Raw genomic sequence first — 19,493 nt, 5'->3', positions numbered from 1 at the left:
TCCTGTTGGCGACCTTTCATGTCATGTTACGCGAGCCGTTGCCGAAGCGTCTTTGCAGCCAGGCGCCGATCTGCGCGGGGCTGAGAATGCGCTCCGCGGCGCCCATTCTAACCGCAGCCGCGGGCATGCCGTATACGGCGCAACTGGCCTCGTCCTGGGCCAGGGTCGGGCAGCCGCTCTGGCGCAGGGCATAGAGGCCGCTGGCGCCATCGCGGCCCATGCCGGTCAGCAGGATGCCCAGGGCCTTGCTGGCTCGCAGCGGGTGGCTGGCGAGCTGGGTAAAGAACACATCCACCGAGGGACGATAGGGGTAGTCCACCGGCTCGGCGGTATAGGCGAAGCGGCCGCGCTCATCCAGCAGCAGGTGATCGTCACCCAGGGCCACGGCGACGTGGCCGGGCTCCGGCAGGGCGCCGGGCATGGCGGCGGTGACCGGCCAGGCGATCTGGGTGCCGAGCCAACCGATGAAACTGGGGGCGAAGCGGCGGTCGATATGCTGCACCAGCACCACGCTGGCCTCCTTGGTGGGCGCCCAGGTCTCGAACAGGCTGACCAGGGCCGCCGGTCCACCCGTGGAGGCACCGATGGCCACCAGGCTATCGCGGGTGGCGTCGGCCGCGGTGCTCGGCGTGGCAGCGGTGGCCTGGGGCGGGCGCGCGGGTCGTTCGGGCAGCCGCACCAGGGGTTCGATACGGGCGATCTTGCGCAGCAGGGCGCCACCATCGGCACCGCCGCTCAAGGCCGGGGTAGCGGTCACGTCGAGGGCGCCGGCGCCCATGGCGCGAAACACCCCCTCGCAGTCATCGGGGGTGGCGGTGACCATGAGGATGGCGCAGGGCGACTGCGCCATGATCCGGCGCGTTGCCTCGATGCCGTCCAGGCGGGGCATCTGCAGGTCCATGAGGATCAGATCCGGGCGGTCCTCGGCGCAGCGCGCCACGGCTTCCTCGCCGTCATGGGCGATCCAGGCGACCGTATGGCGCCCGTCGCCGATCAGCAGGCGACGCAAGGCCTCGGTGGCGAGCAACAGATCGTTGACGATGGCGATTCTCATGGGGCTCCGATGAGGTCCTGCACGGCGGTGATCAGGGCGTCGTCGTGGAAGCTGCCCTTGGTCAGATAGTAGTCGGCACCGGCCTGCATGCCCTTGAGCCGATCCTCCGGGCGATCCTTGTAGGAGACGATCATCACCGGCAGGGCATGCAGACGCGGATCGCGGCGCACCAGTTCCACCAGCTCGATACCGTTCATGCGCGGCATGTCGATATCCGACAGCAGCATGTCGAATTCACCGGCGCGCACGGCGTTCCAGCCGTCCATGCCGTCCACCGCCACCTCCACCTGATAACCCTGGCCTTCCAGGAGCTTGCGCTCCATCTCGCGCACGGTGAGGGAGTCGTCCACCACCAGGACTCGCTTGACCCTGCGGTTGTCCGTGGCCGCGCCGCTCTGCACCTGCCGCAGGCGGCCCTCGCCGAGCAGTCGCTCGATGCCGGTGAGCAGGTCGGCCACGTCCAGCAGGAGCACCGGGCTGCCGTCGTCGAGCAGCGCCCCGGCGATGACCGAGCGCAACTTGCCGAAGATCTCGTCCAGCGGCTTGAGCGCCAGGCCCTGTTCGCCGCGCAGGCGATCCACCACCAGCCCGTAGCGCCGGTCACCACCACCGATCACCAGCACGGCGAGATCGCCGCTGGGCGGCGCGCCATCCAGCTCCAGCAGCTGATGCGCCGCGACCAGCCCCAGGCGACCCTCGCCGAGCAGGAAGAAGGCCTTGCCCTCCAGCGAGTGCACCTCGGCCGGATCCAGGCGCAGCACCCGTTCGATGCGATTGACCGGCAGGGCATAGGCCTCGCCGGCGATGTCGACGATCAGCGCCCGGACGATGGAGCGACTGACCGGTACCAGCAGGTGGGTACTGAAGCCCAGCCCCGGCCGGGTTTCCAGGCGCACCTCGCCATCCAGGGCGCGAATGGCGTCGGCCACCACGTCCAGGCCCACCCCGCGACCGGACAGCTCGGTCACCGTCTCCTTGAGACTGAAGCCGGGCAGCAGCAGAAACTCCAGCAACTCCGCCGGGCTCAGCTCGGCGGCCACCGGCGCCGGACTAAGGCGCCGGGCGATGACCGCGGCGCGGATGCGCTCCAGGTCCAGGCCGCGGCCGTCGTCGTGCAGGCTGACCTGCAGGCGGCCGGCGACATGGCGTGCCTCCAGGCGGATCTGGCCGCACTCGGGCTTGCCCAGGGCGCGGCGTTCGGCCGGGGTTTCCAGGCCATGGTCGACGGCGTTGCGCAAGAGGTGATTGAGCGGGCTTTCCAGTCGCGCCAGCACCTCCCGATCGATCAGGGTGTCGGCGCCGTCCACCTGCAGCATGGCGTCCTTGTCCAGGCCCCGGGCCAGGTCGCGCACCAGCCGCGGAAAGCCCTGGACGGCATCGCGCAGCGGGCGCATGCGCACCCCCAGCACCTCGTCCAGCAGACCCTGGCAGACCCCGAGCAGGCGCCGCTCGTAGGCTTCCAGCGCCTGCAGCTGCTGCTGATAGCGATCGAGCAACCCTTCCTGGCGCTGACGCACTTCGCTGCTGACCGCCTGGGCCTGGCCGAACAGGCCCTGCAATTCCGCGCGATAGCCCTGGAAACCCTGGACCAGGCCATGCAGGCCGAGGCCCATGACCCGGGCTTCGCTGGTGAGGGCGAGAATCTGGTTGAAGCGACCGCTGTCCACCCGCAGCGGGTCCCGGCCGCGCTCGACGTCGGGGGCTGGTTCTTCGGGTACGACGGGCGCCGGCGCCGACTCACGGGGGGCGCCTGCGGCCGCTGGCGGCGGATCGCCCGCGCCAGCGCTCAGCGCCTGCGCCAGCGCCCGCTGGCTATCGCGCTGTTCGCGCTGCCAGCGCTGGCTGGCGGCCTCGTCCAGGCGACTGACCTCGCCGAGGACGTCGACGCAGCGAAACAGCCGATCGAGGTCCGCCGGGCCGAGCTGGCGACGTCCGGCCTGGACCGCGACCAGGCAGTCCTCCATGGCGTGGGCCAGCTCCACCAGGCCGTCGAGGTCGACGATGCGCGCCGCGCCCTTGATGGAATGGGCCGCGCGCATCATCGGCTCGATCACCCCGGTGTCGCTGGGGTCGCGCTCCAGGCGCAACAGACCGGCATCCAGCGCCTGCAGATGACTCTGCACCTCGCTGGCGAAGAGATCGTAGAGCGACATCTCGCGCACATCGCGCGGCGGCTGACTCATCGCAGCGCCTCTTCCAGGGCCCGCTCCAGGCGCGTCAGCTCGAGCAGGCCGACCTGGTGCGCGCCTTCGCGATAGACGCCGCCCAGGTAGCTGAGCAACTCGCCGCCCAGGGTGGCTGGCGGCGGCTGCACCTCGCCCGGGGCATAGCGCTGCAGGCCCAGCACCTCGTCTACCTGCACCGCCCAGTCGCGGCGCCCGACATGCAGCAGCAACAGGCGCGGAAAGCCGCGGGTCTGTTCAGCCGGCGCCACCGCCAGCAGCAGCTCCAGGGCGATGCAGGGCTGCAGCTGACCGCGCACCGGGACGATGCCGCGCAGCAGTGGCGAGCGCCGGTGCGGGACGCGGTGCACGGCGGTGGGTTCGGTGGCGGTCACCAGGCAACTGCCCGGCAGCCCCAGCCATTCCGCGCCGAGGCGAAAGACCAGCGCACTGGCCGAGCGCGCCTGGCGATCGTCCAGCGGCTCGGCATAGTGCTCGGCCCAGGCGGCGCGCTCCAGGGCGCTGAGTTCACGGTTCAGGCTCATGCCTCGTCACCGGCGCGGGTCTGGATGCGCGCGGCACGTTCGCGCAGGCGTCCGGCTTCGTCGAGTCGGCCGGCTCTTTCACAGATCAGCGCCAGGCGACAGAGGGCGGGGTAGTGGCCTGGCTCCAGATAAAGTGCCTGGCGCAGCGCCCGCTCGGCTTCGGCGGCGCGGGCGTCGGGCAGGATCAGCGCCAGCAGGAAGTGGGCACCGGCCTGGCTGCGATCCGTCTCGAGCAGGTTGCGCAACAGCGCCTCGGCTTCGGTGCCGCGCCCGGCATCGGCCAGGCGCCGGGCTTCTTCGAGCGGCGCAGGGGCGGCGGAGACGGGGGTAGCCGGGGCAGGTGAAGGCGTGCTTCTGGCGCGCAGGCGCGCAGGCAGGTTCGCCGCCGCGGGTGGGCGCGGCGCGGCCTTGCGCCGTGGCGGCGCAGCCGGTGTGGGCGGGCGCGGTTGTTCGGGGGCGACGGCCTGACGTTTGACCAGGGCGGAGGCGTGGGCCACGCCCAGGCTGGCGAAGCCGTGGCGCATGGCGCTGACCATCTCCGAACTGCCGACGCAGAGCAGGCCATCGTCGTGCATGAGCGCGGCCAGGTGACTGAGGGCGCGGCCCTGGGTCTGGTCGTCGAAATAGATCAGCAGGTTGCGGCAGAGCACCACGTCGAAGGCGGTGCCGTCGCGCAGGCTGCCCAGCTGCAGGATGTTGCCCTGGCGAAAACGCACTTGGTTGCGCACCCGTTCGGCCAGGCGATGGCGATCGCCCTCGGGTGCGAAATAGCGATCGCGAAAGCTCAGGTCGCGGGCGCGAAAGGAATTGCGCCCATAGAGGCCGCGGCGGGCGCGCTCCAGGGACGGCTCGTTGATATCCACCGCGGTCACCTCGAAGGCCTGGGCCGGCAGGCCGGTGTCGAACAGCGCCATGGCCAGGGTATAGGGCTCTTCCCCGGTGGAGCAGGGCAGGCTGAGCAGCCGCACCGGTGCGCCGCTGCGGGCATGGCGTTCCTGGGCGAAGCGGGCGGCATGGGCGATGGCCTGGGGATCGCGAAAGAACCAGGTCTCGGGAATGACCAGCAGGTCCAGCAGATCGGCGAATTCCGCTTCGTCGTCGAGGACGCGCGCCATGTAGTCCTCCGCATCGCCCTCCTGGCGCTCGCGCAGGCGCTGGCGGATGGCGCGACCGAGCATGTCGTCGGCGATGGCCAGGCCGGTGCGCGCCCGTACCAGGGGCGCCAGCCGGGGATCGAGCTTCACGCGGCCTCCTGGAACAGCAGGGCGGCCAGGGCCGGTGAGAGCAGGCGATCCGGTTCCAGCCACATCCAGAGGCCCTCGGGCGTCTCCAGCACCTCGCCGAGCCAGGGATAGTCGGGTAGTCGGACACCTGCCGGTCGCGGCACGCTGGCGGAGATCCGACGCACGCCGGCGACGCCTTCCACTACCAGTCCGAGCGGCCGGCTGCGGCCATCGGGCAGGGTGAAGTCCACCAGCAGGATGCGGGTGTCCTGGCGCGCCCGGGCACCCAGGCCGCCGCTCATAGCGGTGACATCGACCACCGGGATCGCCGCGCCGTGCAGGTTCATCAGGCCGGCGACGCCCGCCGGCGCAGCAGGGAAGCGGGTGAGCTGCAACAGGGGCAGCACCTGGCGGATCGCCGTCGTCGGCAGGGCCGCCGCGGCATCGGCCAGCTGGAAGATCAGGATCTGCATGGTCAACGGGTGACCGAGAAGGTGGCGACGCTGCTCTGCAGGTCCTGGGCCGCCTGTTGCAGATACTGGACCGCCTCGCTGGTGGCCTTGAGCGCCTCGGTGGTCTGCTGGGTGCTGTCGTTGAGCTGGGTGATGGTCTCGGCGATCTGGCCGGCACCCACCGCCTGGGACTGCATGCCCTCCAGGACGATATCGAACCGCGCCGGCAACTTCTGCACGTCCTCGATCACCCCGGCCAGCTGATCGCTGACGCTGGCCACCTCCTGCACGCTGCGGCGGATCTCCTCGGAAAACTTGTCCATGCCCATGACGCTGGCGGAAACCGCGGAGTTCATGTCCTTGAGCATCTGCTCGATGTCGTCGGTGGCCGCGGTGGTCTGGTCGGACAGGCGACGGATCTCGGTGGCCACCACCGAGAAGCCGCGGCCCGCTTCACCGGCCTTTTCCGCCTCGATGGCGGCGTTGAGCGACAGCAGATTGGTCTGGTCGGCCACCTTGGTGATGGTGGTCAGCACCTTGTTGATGTGGCTGGACTTCTCCGACAGGGCGGCGAGCTTGGCGTTGATCGAATCGGTCGCCGCCACCATGCGCTGCATGGTGCCGTCCATGCTCGCCAGGCTGCTGCGCGCCTGCTCCGCGCCCTCGGTGGTCTCGTCCGCCACCTGCACGGCTTCTTCCATGGTGCGTACCAGGGCATTGGCGTTGGCGGCGATCTCGCGCGTGGTGCTCAGCACCTCGACGCTGGTCTGCGCCTGCTCGATGCTGGTGGCCTCCTGCTGGCGCGAGGAGGCGGCGATCTCGGTGGTGGAGGAGGTCACCTGGATGCCGGCGCGCTGCACCTTGGCGAGCATGCCGCGCAGGTCCTCGATCATCTTGCTCAGGCCGCGGGCCAGTTGGCCGATGGCGTCGTCGCCGCTGACCGCGGTCCGTCCGGTGAGGTCACCGGCGGCGGCCTTGTTGACCAGCCCGAGCAGGTCGTCGACATCGGCGCGCAGGCGCTGCATCAGCGCCTGTTCGCGGACGTGGTCGTCCTGGATCTGCTGCGCCATCTGATTGAAGGCCAGACCGACCTGGGCGAGTTCGTCACGGCCCTGGACCGCCACGCGCGCGCTGCTGTCGCCCGCGGAAATGCGCGCCACGGTATCGGTCAGCCGGCGCACCGAACGCAGCAGATTATGGGACAGCAGCCAGGCGATGAGGGCGGCCAGCACCACGCAGAGGGCGCCGCCGGCGACCAGGGTCCAGGTCAGCTGGTCGCGTACCTGCTCGGTATGACCCGCGCGTTGCGCGTACAGGCGGCGTTCTTCATCGGCGATGGTCTGGATCTGCTGACGCATGGCCGCGACCTGATTGGTCAGGGTGGTGATCAGGGGCTCGTTGGCCAGCTGCACCGCTGACAGATTGCCGGTATCACGCAGGCGCAACAGGGGTTCGAAGGTCTGCTGGCGCCAGGTGTCGAGGTCCGCGGCAAGGCGAGCGAAGCGCTGCTGTTGCTCAGCATTATCCTGGGTCAGCTGCTGCGGCACGCGCACGGCTGCGGCCAGTGGCGCCAGCGCCTGCCGCGCAGCGTCGGCATCCGCGGTTGAGCCGGAATACCAGTAGTTGCGCAACTTGGCCCGGGTCTCGAGCAGATTGTTGTCCAGCGTGGTGACCGACAGCAGCACCTCGGCGGTGTGCCTGTCCCAGCGATTGGCGTCCACCAGGCTCTGCAACGCGGCATAGGTCAGCCAGAGCAGCAGGACCACCAGGGCGATGATGGCGGCGAAGCCGGCGAAGAGTTTGTTCTGGATGCGAATGTTGTTGAGCATGGGCACCGGTGCAGACGGACAGAGGCAGAAAGAGTGAGCCCTGGGGAGCACTCGGGTTGTCCGATAAAAGTAGCACGGTCATGCATTTGTGTGAGTTGTAACGCACTTGGGGGCTCAGGCGCCTGAGGTGCCAGCAGCGATGGAACAGCAATAACAGAAAGGGCAGCCTGCCAGGTCTTGCCATGCCTGGAGGGCTGCCGGGCGGCATCGAGGAACGCGGGTCAGGTCGCCTCGACGTCGTTCGCCGCTTCGGGTCGGCGAGTGCCATGGCTATTCTGACCACCCTTGCGCCCGGCTTCGGAAGCCCGGGTCGGATTGTTGGCGAAATTGCCGCCGCTGGCACGTCCACCCTTGCGACCAGCCTCGGCGGCGCGATCGCGGTTGTTGGCGAAGTTGCCTGGATTGCTGCTTTTGTTGGCCATAAGAACTTCTCCCACTTTCAATTATTGAAGAGTCGAACGCTGCGCTCCCCAAAGGCTAGGCGTTTCGGTTATTGAGAGTAGGGGGCGGAAGACGAGTTCGAGCGAGGTGATAAAGGGATATTTTGTTATACGACGTGCAAGTTAAATATAGACTTTTATTTAACGATGGCCTGGCCAGAGCCGTCAGGCCAAAGGTTGTACAGGGGCTGTAGAAGAATCGGCGAGCGGAGCGACAGTAATCCAGCAGGCTATCTGTCATGTGCCGAAATGTCTTGATGCATCTGGCTGCAGGGCGTATCCGGGTTGAGCTTTGCCGCAGTCTGACTCAGACGCCTTGGCCGAGAGCTTGTTCTTTCTTCATGGGTAAATTTATCGCCGCTTCAATAGCGCCACTTCTCGCGCTGTTACAGGGTAACGCTGTTCGCCTGACGATAAAATGTGGGCGAACAGCCAAGCTAGAGCGTTCGACCAAGTAATCAAGTCGATCAGCCAGGTTGCTGGGCAGTCGGTAATATAAGTTCTTCCGATAAAGTTTAATGCGATAGGAAGTTCGTTGATACGTCTGATAAGGCAGGTCTTGCAAAAAAGCCCTTTCCAAATTTTCCCGAATGTGAGAAAAAATCCCTAAATTGGGAGATGGCCATGCTCGATCAACGTCTTGCCGTCCGGCTGAAGGCCCTGCGTCTGGAGCGCGAGCTGTCACTGGAGCAGTTGGCAACCCTGAGCGGGGTCAGTCGCGCGACGCTGTCTCGGCTGGAAAATGCCGAGGTCAGTCCGACCACGGCGGTCCTCGGGCAGCTCTGTTCGGCCTACGGCCTGACCCTGACGCGCCTGCTGCATAGCGTGGAAAGCGCCTATCCGGCCCAGGTCGAGCGCCAGGCGCAGCAGATCTGGGCCGATCCCGAGCAGGCCTTCACCCGCCGTTCGGTCTCGCCGCCGGCCCAGGCTCTGGCGGGTGAAGTCATCGAGAGCCAGCTGGGGCCGGGCGTGGACATCCGCTATCAGGCATCGCCCCGGCCAGGCCTCGAACACCATCTGCTCCTGCTCGAAGGCGACTTGCAGCTGTGGATCGAAGAGCAGCCCTATCAACTGGGCGTCGGCGACTGCCTGCGCTATCGCCTCTGGGGTAGCAGTCGCTTCCTGAGTGGCCCGGCGGGCGCCCGTTATCTCCTGTTCATGATCTGAGGTGTGTCCATGAGTGCTTCCCTGCGTATCGAACAGCTCGACGCCGCCGCTTTCACGAGGCATCTGAATGAATTCCAGCAACTACTGGCCGCCTGTGTCGAGCAGGGCGCCAGCATCGGCTTCATCCTGCCGCTGGCCGACGTGGTGAACCGGCGCTTCTGGACCGAAGCCGTGGCCCCGGGCCTGGCCCGGGGCATCCGGCTCTTGTTCGCCGCGCTGCAGGACGGCCGCGTGGTCGGCAGCGTGCAACTGGTGCTGGATACCCCGGCCAATCAGCCGCACCGCGCTGACGTGGTCAAGTTGCTGGTGCATCCGGACTGCCGTCGCCAGGGCCTGGCGCGTCGGCTGATGCAGGCGGTGGAAGCGGCCGCCCAGGCCCAGGGGCGGGAATTGCTGACCCTGGACACCCGCAGCGACGACCATGCCGAGCCGCTCTATCTGTCCCTCGGCTATCAGGTGGTCGGCAGGATTCCCGGCTATGCCCTGGATGCCCGCCAACCCGAACGCCGTGACAGCACCACCCTGATGTACAAGACGTTACCGGCCGCGCCCGCTAAGCTGGGCGCTCCCAGTTAAGGACCCTGTCCCGCCATGCCGCTTCGCTCCGCTCCCGAACTCTGGCAACTCCTGCGCGCCCAAGCCGAGGCCGGGCGCCGCGACGCCCCGGCCCTGGCCGAGGGGCTGACACGAGCGCTGCTGCAGCCGGTGGATCTGGCCGCCGCCCTGGTCCGGCGCTGCGCCGAGGCCCTGGCGGAGGATTCAGGGCAGGCCGAGTCACTCGGCGAACGCTTCGCTGCCCTGCACGCCGAGTGGCCGGCGCTGACCCTGGCGGCCTGCGCGGACCTGGAAGCGGTGCTGGCACGGGATCCGGCCTATGCCAGCCTGCTGGAGATCTTCCTGTTCTCCAAGGGCTTCCTGGCGCTGCAGACCCAGCGCCTGAGCCATGCCCTCTGGCACAACGGCGAGCGGCTGCTGGCCCTGCACCTGCAGGCGCGCTGCAATCGGCTGCTGGCCATCGACATCCACCCGGCGGCGCGGCTGGGGCGCGGCATCATGCTCGACCACGGTACCGGCATCGTCATCGGCGAAACCGCGGTGGTGGAGGACGACGTCTCCATCCTGCAGCAGGTGACCCTGGGCGGCACCGGCAAGGAGCAGGGCGATCGCCATCCCAAGGTGCGGCGCGGGGTGATGATCGGCGCCGGGGTCAAGATCCTCGGCAATCTGGAGATCGGCGAGGGCGCCAAGATCGGCGCCAACAGCGTGGTCCTGCATCCGGTGGCGCCCCACACCACGGTGGTGGGTATTCCCGCTCGCCCGGTAGGGCGTCCGCGCGATGCCCATCCGGCCGAAAGCATGGATCAGTCCTTCGACGGCTGAGCCAGAAAGACCTCGGCCTTGGGATAGCGCTCGCTGTTCAGCGCGCTCGACCGCAGGCCCTCCGCCTGCGCCAGGCTGCGCACCAGCTCGCGGTTGAAGGCACTGTTGCCCGGATCCGCCAGGTAGTCGGGCAGCGCCAGCCAGCGGGCGTCCTCGATCTCGTCCGGATCCTGGATGGCGATGTCGGCACTCAGGGGATCGAGGCGGCAGACCACATAGAGATTGGATTTGCCGAAGCGGTAGGGATGCGTGGTCACCAGGCCGACCACGCTGCGAAAGGCGCTGTGGATGCCGGTTTCCTCCCAGACCTCGCGGATCACCGCCGGCCCCAGGTCTTCGCCCAGCTCGACATGGCCCCCCGGCAGCTTGTAGCCCTGGCTGCCGCGTTCGCGGATCGCCAGCAGTTCATCACGGGCATTGAGCACCAGGCCGCCGACGCCCAGGCTGTGGGTCGGGACGAAGGGGGCGAAGGCCGTGGCGGTGCCCCGCCAGACCAGGGTCAGCTCCTGCTCCAGGCAGTTGTGAAAGACGAAACCGGCGCGGGTGGCCACCCCGACCAGCTCGCCAAGGGCCAGCGGCAGGGTCAGCCAGATCAGGTTGCGTCCGTCGCGGCGGGCGCTGTCGAGCAACTCCGCCAGCGCCGGGGCAAAGGCCTCGCGGGTGGACGGCAGCGAGGCGGCGTCGATGATCAGGCCGTTGAAGGCGTCTTGACGGTATTGCACAGCTGTTACTCCGCAGGCCGTGGCTGGATGGGCGAGGAGGGCACGATACCGGCTTCGCTGGGCAGCAGCAGGCTGGCACGCGGATTGGCGATCTCGATGCCGCGTTCGCGGAAGCGTTCGAGGATGCGGCGGTTGAGTTCGCGCTGCACGCCCCAGCGGCCCTTGTCTAGGCATCTCATCTGCCCGGCGATGGTCACCATGGAGCCGTCGACGGCGTCCACGCCCCAGATCTCCAGATCGGCGAGGATCAGCTCCTTGAAGGCCTCGTCGGCGCGCATGCCGGCGCCGATGTCCTTGAGTTCGGCGATGACGCGCTCGATGTCCTCTGCGTAGCCCACGCTGATGCGCAGGGCGGCGTTGCCCAGCCCACGGTTGATGTTGTTGACCGCCGACACCGAGCTGAAGGGCACGATGTGCAGGGAGCCGTCGCCGGCGCGCAGGCGCACGGTGCGGATCGAGAGGTACTCCACGGTACCCGAGACCCCGGCCACGGTGACCCAGTCGCCCACCTGCATGGCGTTTTCCAGCAGCAGGAAGATACCGGTGATGAAGTCCTGCACCAGCTTCTGCGAGCCGAAGCCCAGGGCCACGCCGATGATGCTGGCGCTGGCCAGTAGCGGCGTGGTGTTGATGCCCAGTTCGCTCAGCGCGGTCAGGCCGACGATCAGCGCGACCAGGATGAACAGCCCGGTGCGCAGCATGGGCAGCAGGGTACGCAAGCGCGCGGCCCGCACCGTGTCACCGCGTTCGTTCCAGCTGCTCAGTCGACGATTCACGGTGGCGTTGGCGCCTTCCCAGACCACCACCGCGATGACGGCGGCGATGAGGATGGTGAGAAAGGCGGACAGCAGACTGCGCCCGATGCTGCCGTCACCGAACCAGTCCAGCACGCTCCAGCCCCAGGACTGGAACAGCGCCAGGACGGTGATCAGGGTGACGATCACCCCCACCAGCCAGCGCGCCAGCGGATAGTAGCGCTGCAGGTGCAGATCGGTAGCGCTGCCGCCTTCGGTGGTTGCGGGCTGGAACAAGCGACCCAGCAGGCCGAGCAGGAATACCGCCGCCAGGCGCCCGAGGATCACGATGCCGGCGGACAGCGCGACGAAATTCATCAGCCGCGGCAGCCCGTTCTCGATGTCCAGTGCCCACATGGTCCAGCCACCCATGACGAACACGGCGGCGAATACGGCCCAGACCTGACCCAGCCAGGCGCGCAGCACGGTCAGGGCGCCACTGCCATCCTGGCGCCCGGCGATACGGGCGGCCACCGGCCGGCGGACATGAAAGATCAGTCCCACCACCAACAGATGGGCCAGCAGCGAGACCAGCTTGACGATGGCTTCGCGGCCCTCTTCGTTGGCACCCAGGATGTCCGCGGCCTGGGCCAGCGCCAGGCCGAAGGTGATCAGGGCCACGAAGGCGTGCAGCCAGCGCAGCAGGGTACAGGCGAGGGCGGTCCTGACCTTGAGCAGGCGGATGCCGTGGGCGGCGGGATCGATCAGCAGGCGGATGACGATCAGCGCCAGGCGGGTGGTGAGATAGGCACCGAGGAAGCCACCGACCAGCTCGCGCTGATTGGCATCCGCGCCCACCAGATAGTGGATCAGCAGCGCCGCCGTGGCCCAGAAAGCCAATAGCGGCAGCAGTTCCAGCAATAGCAGTCCCAGGGCGAAGGGCAGGTGCCGCAGGGTGGTCCAGTGCTCCTCGGCGCTGGGTCGGGCGCGGTTGGCGGATGCGGGATCGGTGGCAGTGGATTCGGTCACCGGCGCGGCTGGCGCAGGTGCGGCGCTGTCGGACGGGGCGATGGGCACCTCTTCGAGTTGATCCACGCCATCACGCTGAGTCTTGACCAGGGCCACCGCGGCTTCGGCCGGGCGGGTAGCGGCCTCCTCGACCGCCGGTGCCGACGCTTCAGCAGGGGACTGCTGGGCCGCCTGCTGCTGGGCCTGGCGTCGGGCGCGGGTGTCGGCCAGATCGGCATGGCGCTGCAGCCGTTGCCGCGGGCGCCGGAGCGCCCGATGGATCAGCCACTCGCCCACCAGGCCGGCGGCAAAGAGGGTGGCCAGGGTCAGCAAGGCCTGCAGCAGGGCGCGGCGACCCGCTTCGGACGTGAAGCTGGCGCGCGACCAGTCGGGCAGGGTACGCACGGCCCGCTGCACCTGGTTCAGCTCGCTGCCCAGGTTGTCGGCCCAGCGACCGACGCGACTGAGGGTCTGGGCGATCAGGCCATTGGCTTCCAGCGGTACCAGCGCCTTTTCCTCGCCTGGCGCCGGGGCGGCTGCCGCTGGTGCAGTGGCGGCGGTTGCCGTAGCCGCCGGTGCCGCCTTCGTCCCGGTCGCGCTCGCCGGCTGGCTGGCGATGGCCTGCAAGGTCAGGATCAGCTCCTGGCGGCGCTGCGGATCCTGCAGCAGGGCCGCGACTTGGCGCGCCTGCTGAGGATCGAGACCGGTCGGGGGCGGGCCAGGGGTTTCGGCGGCGCGTAGGGGCAACGCCAGGCACAGCAGCAACAGGGCGAGCAGGAAGTTCGGCATGGGGCGATAGCGGTCCTGATGAAGGATCAGCCAGTTAGGACCCGCGATCCTCGCCTATGCTCCCTTCAGTTGGCCACTCCCTGCCGCTGGAGACGCCGCCAGTCACCCGGCGTCTGCTCGGTCCAGCGCTTGAAGGCGCGCTGGAAGGCGGCGGGGGAGGCGAAGCCAAGCAGATAGGCGATCTCGCCGAAGCTGGCCTCGGTATCGCGGATATAGGCCAGCGCCAGGTCGCGGCGGGTCAGGTTGAGCAGGGTACGGTACTGGGTACCTTCTTCGGCCAGCTTGCGCCTCAGCGTCCAGGACGGCAGACGCAGCCGGCTGGCGATCTGCTCCAGGGTCGGCTCGCCGTGCCGCAGCAAGGGCCCCATGACTTCGACCACCCGCTCGGTGAGGCCGCGGGTGCGGGTCAGGCGGCCGTGTTCGACTTCGCTCAGGGCCAGCAGCTGGCGCCAGGTGGCCGGGCAATGCTCGGACCCGGTCCGGGCCAGGGTCGCGGCATCGAGTAGCAGCGCATTCTCGGCGGCGCCGAATTCCACCGCGCAGCCGAAGGCGGCGTGGTAGGGCGCCACGTCCGCCGGTGCGGGGTATTCGATGAGGACGCGGCGCGGTTGTAGCGGGCGCCCGGCGACGGCGCTCAGCAGCGCCAGCCAGGCGCTGAGCACCACGTCAACCACGAAGCGGTTGTAACCGTTGTAGGGGCTGATGCTATAGAAGTGCAGCCAGGCGTCGCGGCCCTGGGCGGCATAGCGCGACCGGCCCCGGTAGTTGCGGCCATAGAGCGGTTCCAGTTCGAGCAGCGTCTCGGCGGCGTGACGCACGTCCGGCGCCTGGCCCACGGTGACGCCGGCGAGACCGAGAAAGGCCGGCCGCATCGCCCGGCCCATGGCCAGGCCCAGCGCCGAATCGCCAGTCAGTTCCAGGGCCGCATGGCCCAGGCGCATGTAGTGGGGGATCGACAGCCGTCCGCCAGGTTCGGCCAGCCGCGCCGCGGTCAGGCCGAAGCGTGCCAGCAGGCCGGCGGCATCGGCACCCCGCTGGGCGACGGCTGCCGCCAGCGCCAGCACGAAGCCGGTGGAGAGGTCGCCCAGGCGCAGCGCCGGCGCGCTCATAGCCGCAGATTGATCAGCTTGCTCCCGGCCTGGGCAGCATCGGTGGCCGCTGTCGCATCCGGGGTGAAGGCCTGGCTGCCGCCGCCGGCCTGCCATTCCCAGAGGCGGCCGCGCAGCTGCACTTCCAGGGCGGCGCGGATGCCGGCGGCGCGCAGGCGCTGGATGTCGAAGGGTGCCGGTGCCGGGGTGGCGCCCGAGGCGAGGGCGGGAATCGCCAGCAAGTCCACCTGGGGAGCGTCCAGCACGCCGGCGCGACCGGTGTCGCTGCCCTGGATGACGCCGAGACGGCCCAGCGGCGTCTCCAGTCGCAGCAGCGGCGGGCTGAGATCGTCGCCGCTGTCCCTGGCCGTCAGCGGTCGCACCAGCGGTTGGCCGAGCACCTTGCCGTCGGGTCCGAAGACCAGGGTGACATTGCGCAAAGGTCCCGTACCCACCTGCAATTCGCCGTCCACCAGGGTCGGACCGGGCAGGACGATGGAGCCGGCCACCAGGGTGACGCCGTACTGGCGGGCAAGGCCGCCGAAGAGCTGCTGATAGGCGCTGGCCATGTCCCAGGCCTTCATGCGCAACAGGCTGTCGGCCAGGCGCCGGTCACCCTCGGCCTGGAACCAGGCGCGAGCCACGCGCAACGGATTGCCCAGCAGCAGCCACTGGATGGCCTCTTCGCTGCGCGCCGCGGCATAGACCTCGGGCTTCTCGCCCATCAGCGCCAGGGGCGTGCCCAGGTGCTCGGGCAGCACCACGATGGTCTGGGCGCCGATCAGGCCCAGGCGCCGTGCATTGGCCAGATAGGCAGCGAGCTTGAGGCGCAATCGCTCGGGATTGCCATAGTCCAGGGCGACCAGTTCGGGCTCGATCCCCAGCAGGTTGCCGGTGGTGGCCGCCGCTGGCGTGGTGGTCAGGTCCACCGCCAGGCTGCTGCGCAGATCCGACAGGTAATGGAAGGCTGGCCGCTGGGCCACCCAGCCCGCCAGCACGGCGAACAGGGCGATCAGCACCAGGAACACGAGCTTGCGCATCGGCACTCCAGAGCGGTCCCGGCCTCCCGGGCCGGGCGAGATAAAGGTGCTCAGGGTAGGAGACCAGACCGCCACTGCCAAGGGGCGGCTGTACATTTGGGTAAAGAGGTTGTCATTTCCGGTGATTGAGGCCAGCCCGCGCTGCTCCTATCGTGGCGCCAGGCTTTCCCAGAAAGGCCAACCACCGGAGACCGCCATGATCGAGCTTGCCCCCCTTAATACCACCCCTATGAATAGCTATCCGCATCTGCTCGAACCCCTGCCCGTGGGGTCGATCACCCTGCGCAACCGGGTGGTGATGGGGTCCATGCACACGGGGCTGGAAGAGCGGCCTGGCGGCTTCGCGCGGATGGCCGCCTTCTTTGCCGAGCGGGCGCGGGGCGGGGTGGGGCTGATCGTCACCGGGGGCATAGCGCCCAACGAAGAGGGGGCGGTGGCCAAGGGCGCGGCCAAGCTGACCACTCCCGAGGAGGCCGAGCACCATCGGCCGGTGACGGACGCGGTGCATGCCGCCGGCGGCCGTATCTGCCTGCAGATCCTGCACGCCGGTCGCTATGCCTATAACCCCCAGCTGGTGGCGCCCTCGGCGCTGCAGGCACCGATCAATCCCTTCACCCCACGCGAGCTGGACGAGGCCGAGGTGGAGGGGCAGATCGCCGCCTTCGTCCGCTGTGCCACGCTGGCGCAGCAGGCCGGCTACGACGGTGTCGAGGTGATGGGTTCCGAAGGCTACTTCATCAATCAATTCATAGCCGCGCGGACCAACCATCGCACGGATCGCTGGGGTGGCGACTTCGCCAGTCGCTGCCGCTTGCCGCTGGCCGTCGTCGCAGGCATCCGCAGGGCGACCGGCCCGGATTTCCTGATCATCTTCCGCCTCTCGCTGCTGGATCTGGTGGAACAGGGCAGCACCCCCGAGGAATGCCTGCAGCTGGCGCTCTGGCTGGAAGACGCCGGGGTCAGCCTGATCAACACCGGCATCGGCTGGCACGAGGCGCGCATCCCCACCATCGCCACCCTGGTGCCGCGCGGCGCCTTCGCCGCCGTCACCGCCCAGCTCAAGGGCCGGGTGCGGGTGCCGCTGATCGCCACCAACCGCATCAACACCCCGGAGGTGGCCGAGGCCATCCTCGCCGCCGGCCAGGCCGACCTGGTGTCCATGGCCCGGCCGCTGCTGGCCGACCCGGACTTCGTCGCCAAGGCCGCCGCCGGCCGCGCCGACGAGATCAATACTTGCATCGCCTGCAACCAGGCCTGCCTGGACCACACCTTCGCCGGCAAGCTGACCAGCTGCCTGGTCAATCCGCGCGCCTGCCACGAGACCGAGTTGCAGATCCTGCCCGCCGCCGAATCACGCCGCTTTGCCGTGGTCGGCGCCGGGCCGGCCGGCCTGGCCGCCGCCTGCACCCTGGCCGAGCGCGGCCACCAGGTGGTGCTGTTCGAGGCCAGCGAGCGCATCGGTGGCCAGTTCAATGTCGCCAGGCGCATTCCCGGCAAGGAAGAATTCGGCGAGACCCTGAGGTATTTCCAGCGGCGTCTGGAGCGACTGGCGGTGGATGTCCGCCTCAACCAGCGCGTCAGCGCCGCCGAATTGCAGGCCGAGGGCTTCGCCGGGGTGATCCTGGCCACCGGCGTGACGCCGCGGGTGCCGCCCATTCCGGGGGTCGACCATCCCAAGGTGCTGGGCTACCTGGACGTCCTGCTTGAACGCAAGCCGGTAGGGCGGCGGGTGGCCCTGATCGGCGCCGGCGGCATCGGTTTCGACGTGGCGGATTTCCTCACCCACGGCCATCAGGACGCGGAGCCCATCACCGCCTTCTACCGCGAGTGGGGCATAGATCCCAGTTTCAGCAGCCGCGGCGGGCTGGCCCCGGCGACGCCGCCGGCCGTGCCACGCGAAGTCTGGCTGCTGCAGCGCAAGCCGGGCAAACCCGGCAAGGGCCTGGGCAAGACCACTGGCTGGATCCACCGCTCGCGCCTGCAGCAGCGTGGCGTCCAGGCGTTCGGCGGGGTGGAATACCTGGGTATCGACGACGCCGGCCTGCGCCTGCGCCTGCCCGATGGCAGCGAGCAGGTGCTGGACGTCGACAACGTCGTGCTCTGCGCGGGCCAGGAGTCCCTGCGCGAGCTGGAAGTCGAGTTGCTCGGCGCCGGCGTGGCGGTGCACCGGGTCGGCGGCGCGGATGTCGCCGCCGAGCTGGACGCCAAGCGCGCCATCGATCAGGCCACTCGCCTTGCCGCCCAGCTGTAACTCTTCGTTGCGATCAGGGATGATTTCTGTGATCCACTCCGCATAACATCGGTTCCGGACCGACCCTCGTCCCAATGTCTGGCCTCTCTTCCATCCCGCCGACCAGGATTGGCTAAGCTGCCGTCCTGATGCGTCGGGTGGGGGCCCGGCGCGTCGAAGGAGTTGGGCGGCGACGCGGGTCTACCGTGTCGCCGCCAGAGGTCGGCGGGCGGACGCAGGTCCGGTCGCCAATTGGCGAGACGCCGGCCTCGGTATTCATGTGGGATCGACAGAGCACGCGGCGAGAGATGGCAGAGACGTTGAACGTAGAGACGGTACTGACCCCGGTGGTGCTGGGGTTCGGCGACCAGGGTGTGAATCGCGCCTTGCTGTTCCCCGATTTTCAGGCGCTCTGGCAGGGCGACCAGACGCTGCTCGACTGCGCCGGACGGCGCCATCGCTTCGTCTATCTGCTGCTGGACGAGCACCGCAGGGTCAAGGCCGCGGTGTTCTTCCTGCTGGCCTTCGATGCCCAGGGCAAACCGCTGCCGGAATGGGACCTGCCGCTGGGCGAGCTGGCCGAGCGCGGCGATGTCGGCCCCGACCTGGGCGCCGGACCGATCCGCCTGGCCAGTCGCAGCCATTGCCCGATTTCCTGGCACCAGGGCGATCTCTGGGATCCCCGCAGCGAGACCGAGCACGACGACTGGCAGGCGATCCGCGATTGCCTGGGCCTGGTCGCGCCGCGCGATGGCGAGGTGGAGCTGGCCGGGGAATACCACCCTAGCGCCGCCGACGGCATCGATGTCGAGGCCCGTCTCGAACGGGTCCGCCGCATCCTCGCCCAGGAACACCAGGAGGCGCTGGACAAGCTGATCGCCGGTCAGCGTACCCGGCTGCTGACCCTGACCCGCCAGCACCAGGAAGACCTGGCGCGTCTGCAGCGCGACGCCGACGAGGTACGCGCGGCCAAGGCCGAGCTGGAGGTGCGCTATGCCGCCCTGGCCCAGCACCTGGAGCAGCAGCACGAGCAAACTCGCCAGCAGCGCGAAGAGCTCAACGAGCAGATGCGCACCCTGGAGCGCAACGCCCTCTACAAGATCGAGGCGCTGCGCATCCAGTCCGAAGCCGAAAGCGAGGCCCGGGTGGCCGCCGCCGTGGGCGAGCTGAAGAACCAGCTGACCATCCGCGAGGTGGAACTCAAGTACCGCGACGAGCTGGACGGCCAGTTGCAGGAAGACATCCGCCAGCTGCGCGAGCGCTGCGCCCAGCTGATCGGCGACAGCAACGAAGGCCAGCTGGAGCGCCTGGCGCGCCAGGGCATCCTCTTCGTCACCTTCCAGCCCGGCGCCGGTCATCTGATCCTCAGCCGGCAGGACGTCCCTCGCTTCAGCGCCGATCCCCTGGGTTACGTCGCCGAGCACTGCAAGGTCAGCCGGGAGCAGTATCAGCGCTGGCTGGAGCATCACCAGCAGCCGGTCTGCCAGGCCGAGGTGGAGGGCGAGCGCTGCGGACGGCCGGTGGTGCGGGTGGAACACCCCGCCCAGTTCGATCCGTTGCGCTCGACCCTGTGCGCCGAGCACCGCGGCGATGACAGCGATGGTGACGTCGCCAATCTCTGACTCCCTGG

Annotated in this window: 15 protein-coding genes and 1 pseudogene; 5 read left to right on the top strand and 11 right to left on the bottom strand. The window is 68.8% G+C overall.

The window, feature by feature from the left end:
- Positions 1 to 16: 16 nt before the first annotated feature.
- From cheB to QE444_RS17080, 7 genes and pseudogenes are all read right to left on the bottom strand, one after another.
- On the bottom strand, positions 17 to 1,054 hold the full coding sequence (gene cheB / locus QE444_RS17110; RefSeq protein WP_273862281.1) for a chemotaxis-specific protein-glutamate methyltransferase CheB: 1,038 nt from the start codon (positions 1,052 to 1,054) through the stop codon (positions 17 to 19).
- The gene (locus QE444_RS17105; protein WP_273862280.1) at positions 1,051 to 3,237 is read right to left on the bottom strand and encodes a hybrid sensor histidine kinase/response regulator; all 2,187 of its coding nucleotides are present in this window, start codon (positions 3,235 to 3,237) and stop codon (positions 1,051 to 1,053) included. The genes cheB and QE444_RS17105 overlap by 4 nt, the downstream gene beginning before the upstream one ends.
- Positions 3,234 to 3,761, bottom strand: coding sequence for a chemotaxis protein CheW (locus tag QE444_RS17100; protein WP_187979686.1), 528 nt, complete (start codon positions 3,759 to 3,761; stop codon positions 3,234 to 3,236). Before QE444_RS17100 ends, QE444_RS17105 begins: the two co-directional genes overlap by 4 nt.
- Complete coding sequence (locus tag QE444_RS17095) at positions 3,758 to 5,005, bottom strand: protein-glutamate O-methyltransferase CheR (RefSeq protein ID WP_187979685.1); 1,248 nt, start codon at positions 5,003 to 5,005, stop codon at positions 3,758 to 3,760. The genes QE444_RS17100 and QE444_RS17095 overlap by 4 nt, the downstream gene beginning before the upstream one ends.
- Positions 5,002 to 5,457, bottom strand: coding sequence for a chemotaxis protein CheW (locus QE444_RS17090; protein ID WP_273862279.1), 456 nt, complete (start codon positions 5,455 to 5,457; stop codon positions 5,002 to 5,004). Before QE444_RS17090 ends, QE444_RS17095 begins: the two co-directional genes overlap by 4 nt.
- Positions 5,458 to 5,459: 2 nt before the next feature.
- Positions 5,460 to 7,265 (bottom strand): methyl-accepting chemotaxis protein, encoded by a 1,806-nt coding sequence (locus QE444_RS17085; RefSeq protein ID WP_309740227.1) that lies wholly within the window; start codon positions 7,263 to 7,265, stop codon positions 5,460 to 5,462.
- Between the two features lie 221 nt (positions 7,266 to 7,486).
- A pseudogene (locus tag QE444_RS17080) lies at positions 7,487 to 7,663 on the bottom strand (general stress protein); the annotation flags it as partial.
- 666 nt (positions 7,664 to 8,329) lie between these two features.
- Between QE444_RS17080 and QE444_RS17075 the strand changes: the two are divergent.
- The 3 genes from QE444_RS17075 to cysE are packed head-to-tail and all read left to right on the top strand — an operon-like array spanning position 8,330 to position 10,252.
- On the top strand, positions 8,330 to 8,872 hold the full coding sequence (locus tag QE444_RS17075) for a helix-turn-helix domain-containing protein (protein WP_273862278.1): 543 nt from the start codon (positions 8,330 to 8,332) through the stop codon (positions 8,870 to 8,872).
- Positions 8,873 to 8,881: 9 nt separating this feature from the next.
- On the top strand, positions 8,882 to 9,448 hold the full coding sequence (locus QE444_RS17070) for a GNAT family N-acetyltransferase (protein WP_187979682.1): 567 nt from the start codon (positions 8,882 to 8,884) through the stop codon (positions 9,446 to 9,448).
- 15 nt (positions 9,449 to 9,463) lie between these two features.
- Positions 9,464 to 10,252 carry a serine O-acetyltransferase gene (cysE, locus tag QE444_RS17065; protein ID WP_309740223.1) on the top strand — a complete coding sequence of 263 codons (789 nt, stop codon included), beginning with the start codon at positions 9,464 to 9,466 and terminating at the stop codon, positions 10,250 to 10,252.
- On the opposite strand, the gene QE444_RS17060 is transcribed toward cysE, so the two are convergent.
- The 4 genes from QE444_RS17060 to QE444_RS17045 form a co-directional block, all read right to left on the bottom strand.
- Positions 10,234 to 10,974 carry an NUDIX domain-containing protein gene (locus tag QE444_RS17060; RefSeq protein WP_280306407.1) on the bottom strand — a complete coding sequence of 247 codons (741 nt, stop codon included), beginning with the start codon at positions 10,972 to 10,974 and terminating at the stop codon, positions 10,234 to 10,236. The genes cysE and QE444_RS17060 overlap by 19 nt on opposite strands.
- A gap of 5 nt (positions 10,975 to 10,979) precedes the next feature.
- A complete protein-coding gene (locus tag QE444_RS17055; RefSeq protein WP_309740220.1) occupies positions 10,980 to 13,505 on the bottom strand; it encodes a mechanosensitive ion channel domain-containing protein in 2,526 nt (841 codons plus the stop codon).
- Between the two features lie 65 nt (positions 13,506 to 13,570).
- Positions 13,571 to 14,614: an AraC family transcriptional regulator gene (locus QE444_RS17050; protein ID WP_187979678.1), complete on the bottom strand. Its 1,044-nt coding sequence runs from the start codon at positions 14,612 to 14,614 to the stop codon at positions 13,571 to 13,573.
- Positions 14,611 to 15,633, bottom strand: coding sequence for a carbon-nitrogen hydrolase family protein (locus QE444_RS17045; protein WP_187979677.1), 1,023 nt, complete (start codon positions 15,631 to 15,633; stop codon positions 14,611 to 14,613). Before QE444_RS17045 ends, QE444_RS17050 begins: the two co-directional genes overlap by 4 nt.
- Before the next feature lie 229 nt (positions 15,634 to 15,862).
- Between QE444_RS17045 and QE444_RS17040 the strand changes: the two genes are divergently transcribed.
- Complete coding sequence (locus QE444_RS17040) at positions 15,863 to 17,884, top strand: NADPH-dependent 2,4-dienoyl-CoA reductase (RefSeq protein ID WP_309742020.1); 2,022 nt, start codon at positions 15,863 to 15,865, stop codon at positions 17,882 to 17,884.
- 287 nt (positions 17,885 to 18,171) lie between these two features.
- On the top strand, positions 18,172 to 19,485 hold the full coding sequence (locus tag QE444_RS17035) for a chromosome partitioning protein ParA (RefSeq protein ID WP_187979675.1): 1,314 nt from the start codon (positions 18,172 to 18,174) through the stop codon (positions 19,483 to 19,485).
- Positions 19,486 to 19,493 lie beyond the last annotated feature (8 nt).

The sequence above is a fragment of the Pseudomonas sp. SORGH_AS_0199 genome, assembly GCF_031453735.1.
GTDB classification, from domain to species: Bacteria; Pseudomonadota; Gammaproteobacteria; order Pseudomonadales; family Pseudomonadaceae; genus Chryseomonas; species Chryseomonas aestiva.
The sequence above is the reverse complement of the archived record's forward strand: the minus strand, read 5'-3'. Positions and strand labels throughout refer to the sequence as shown.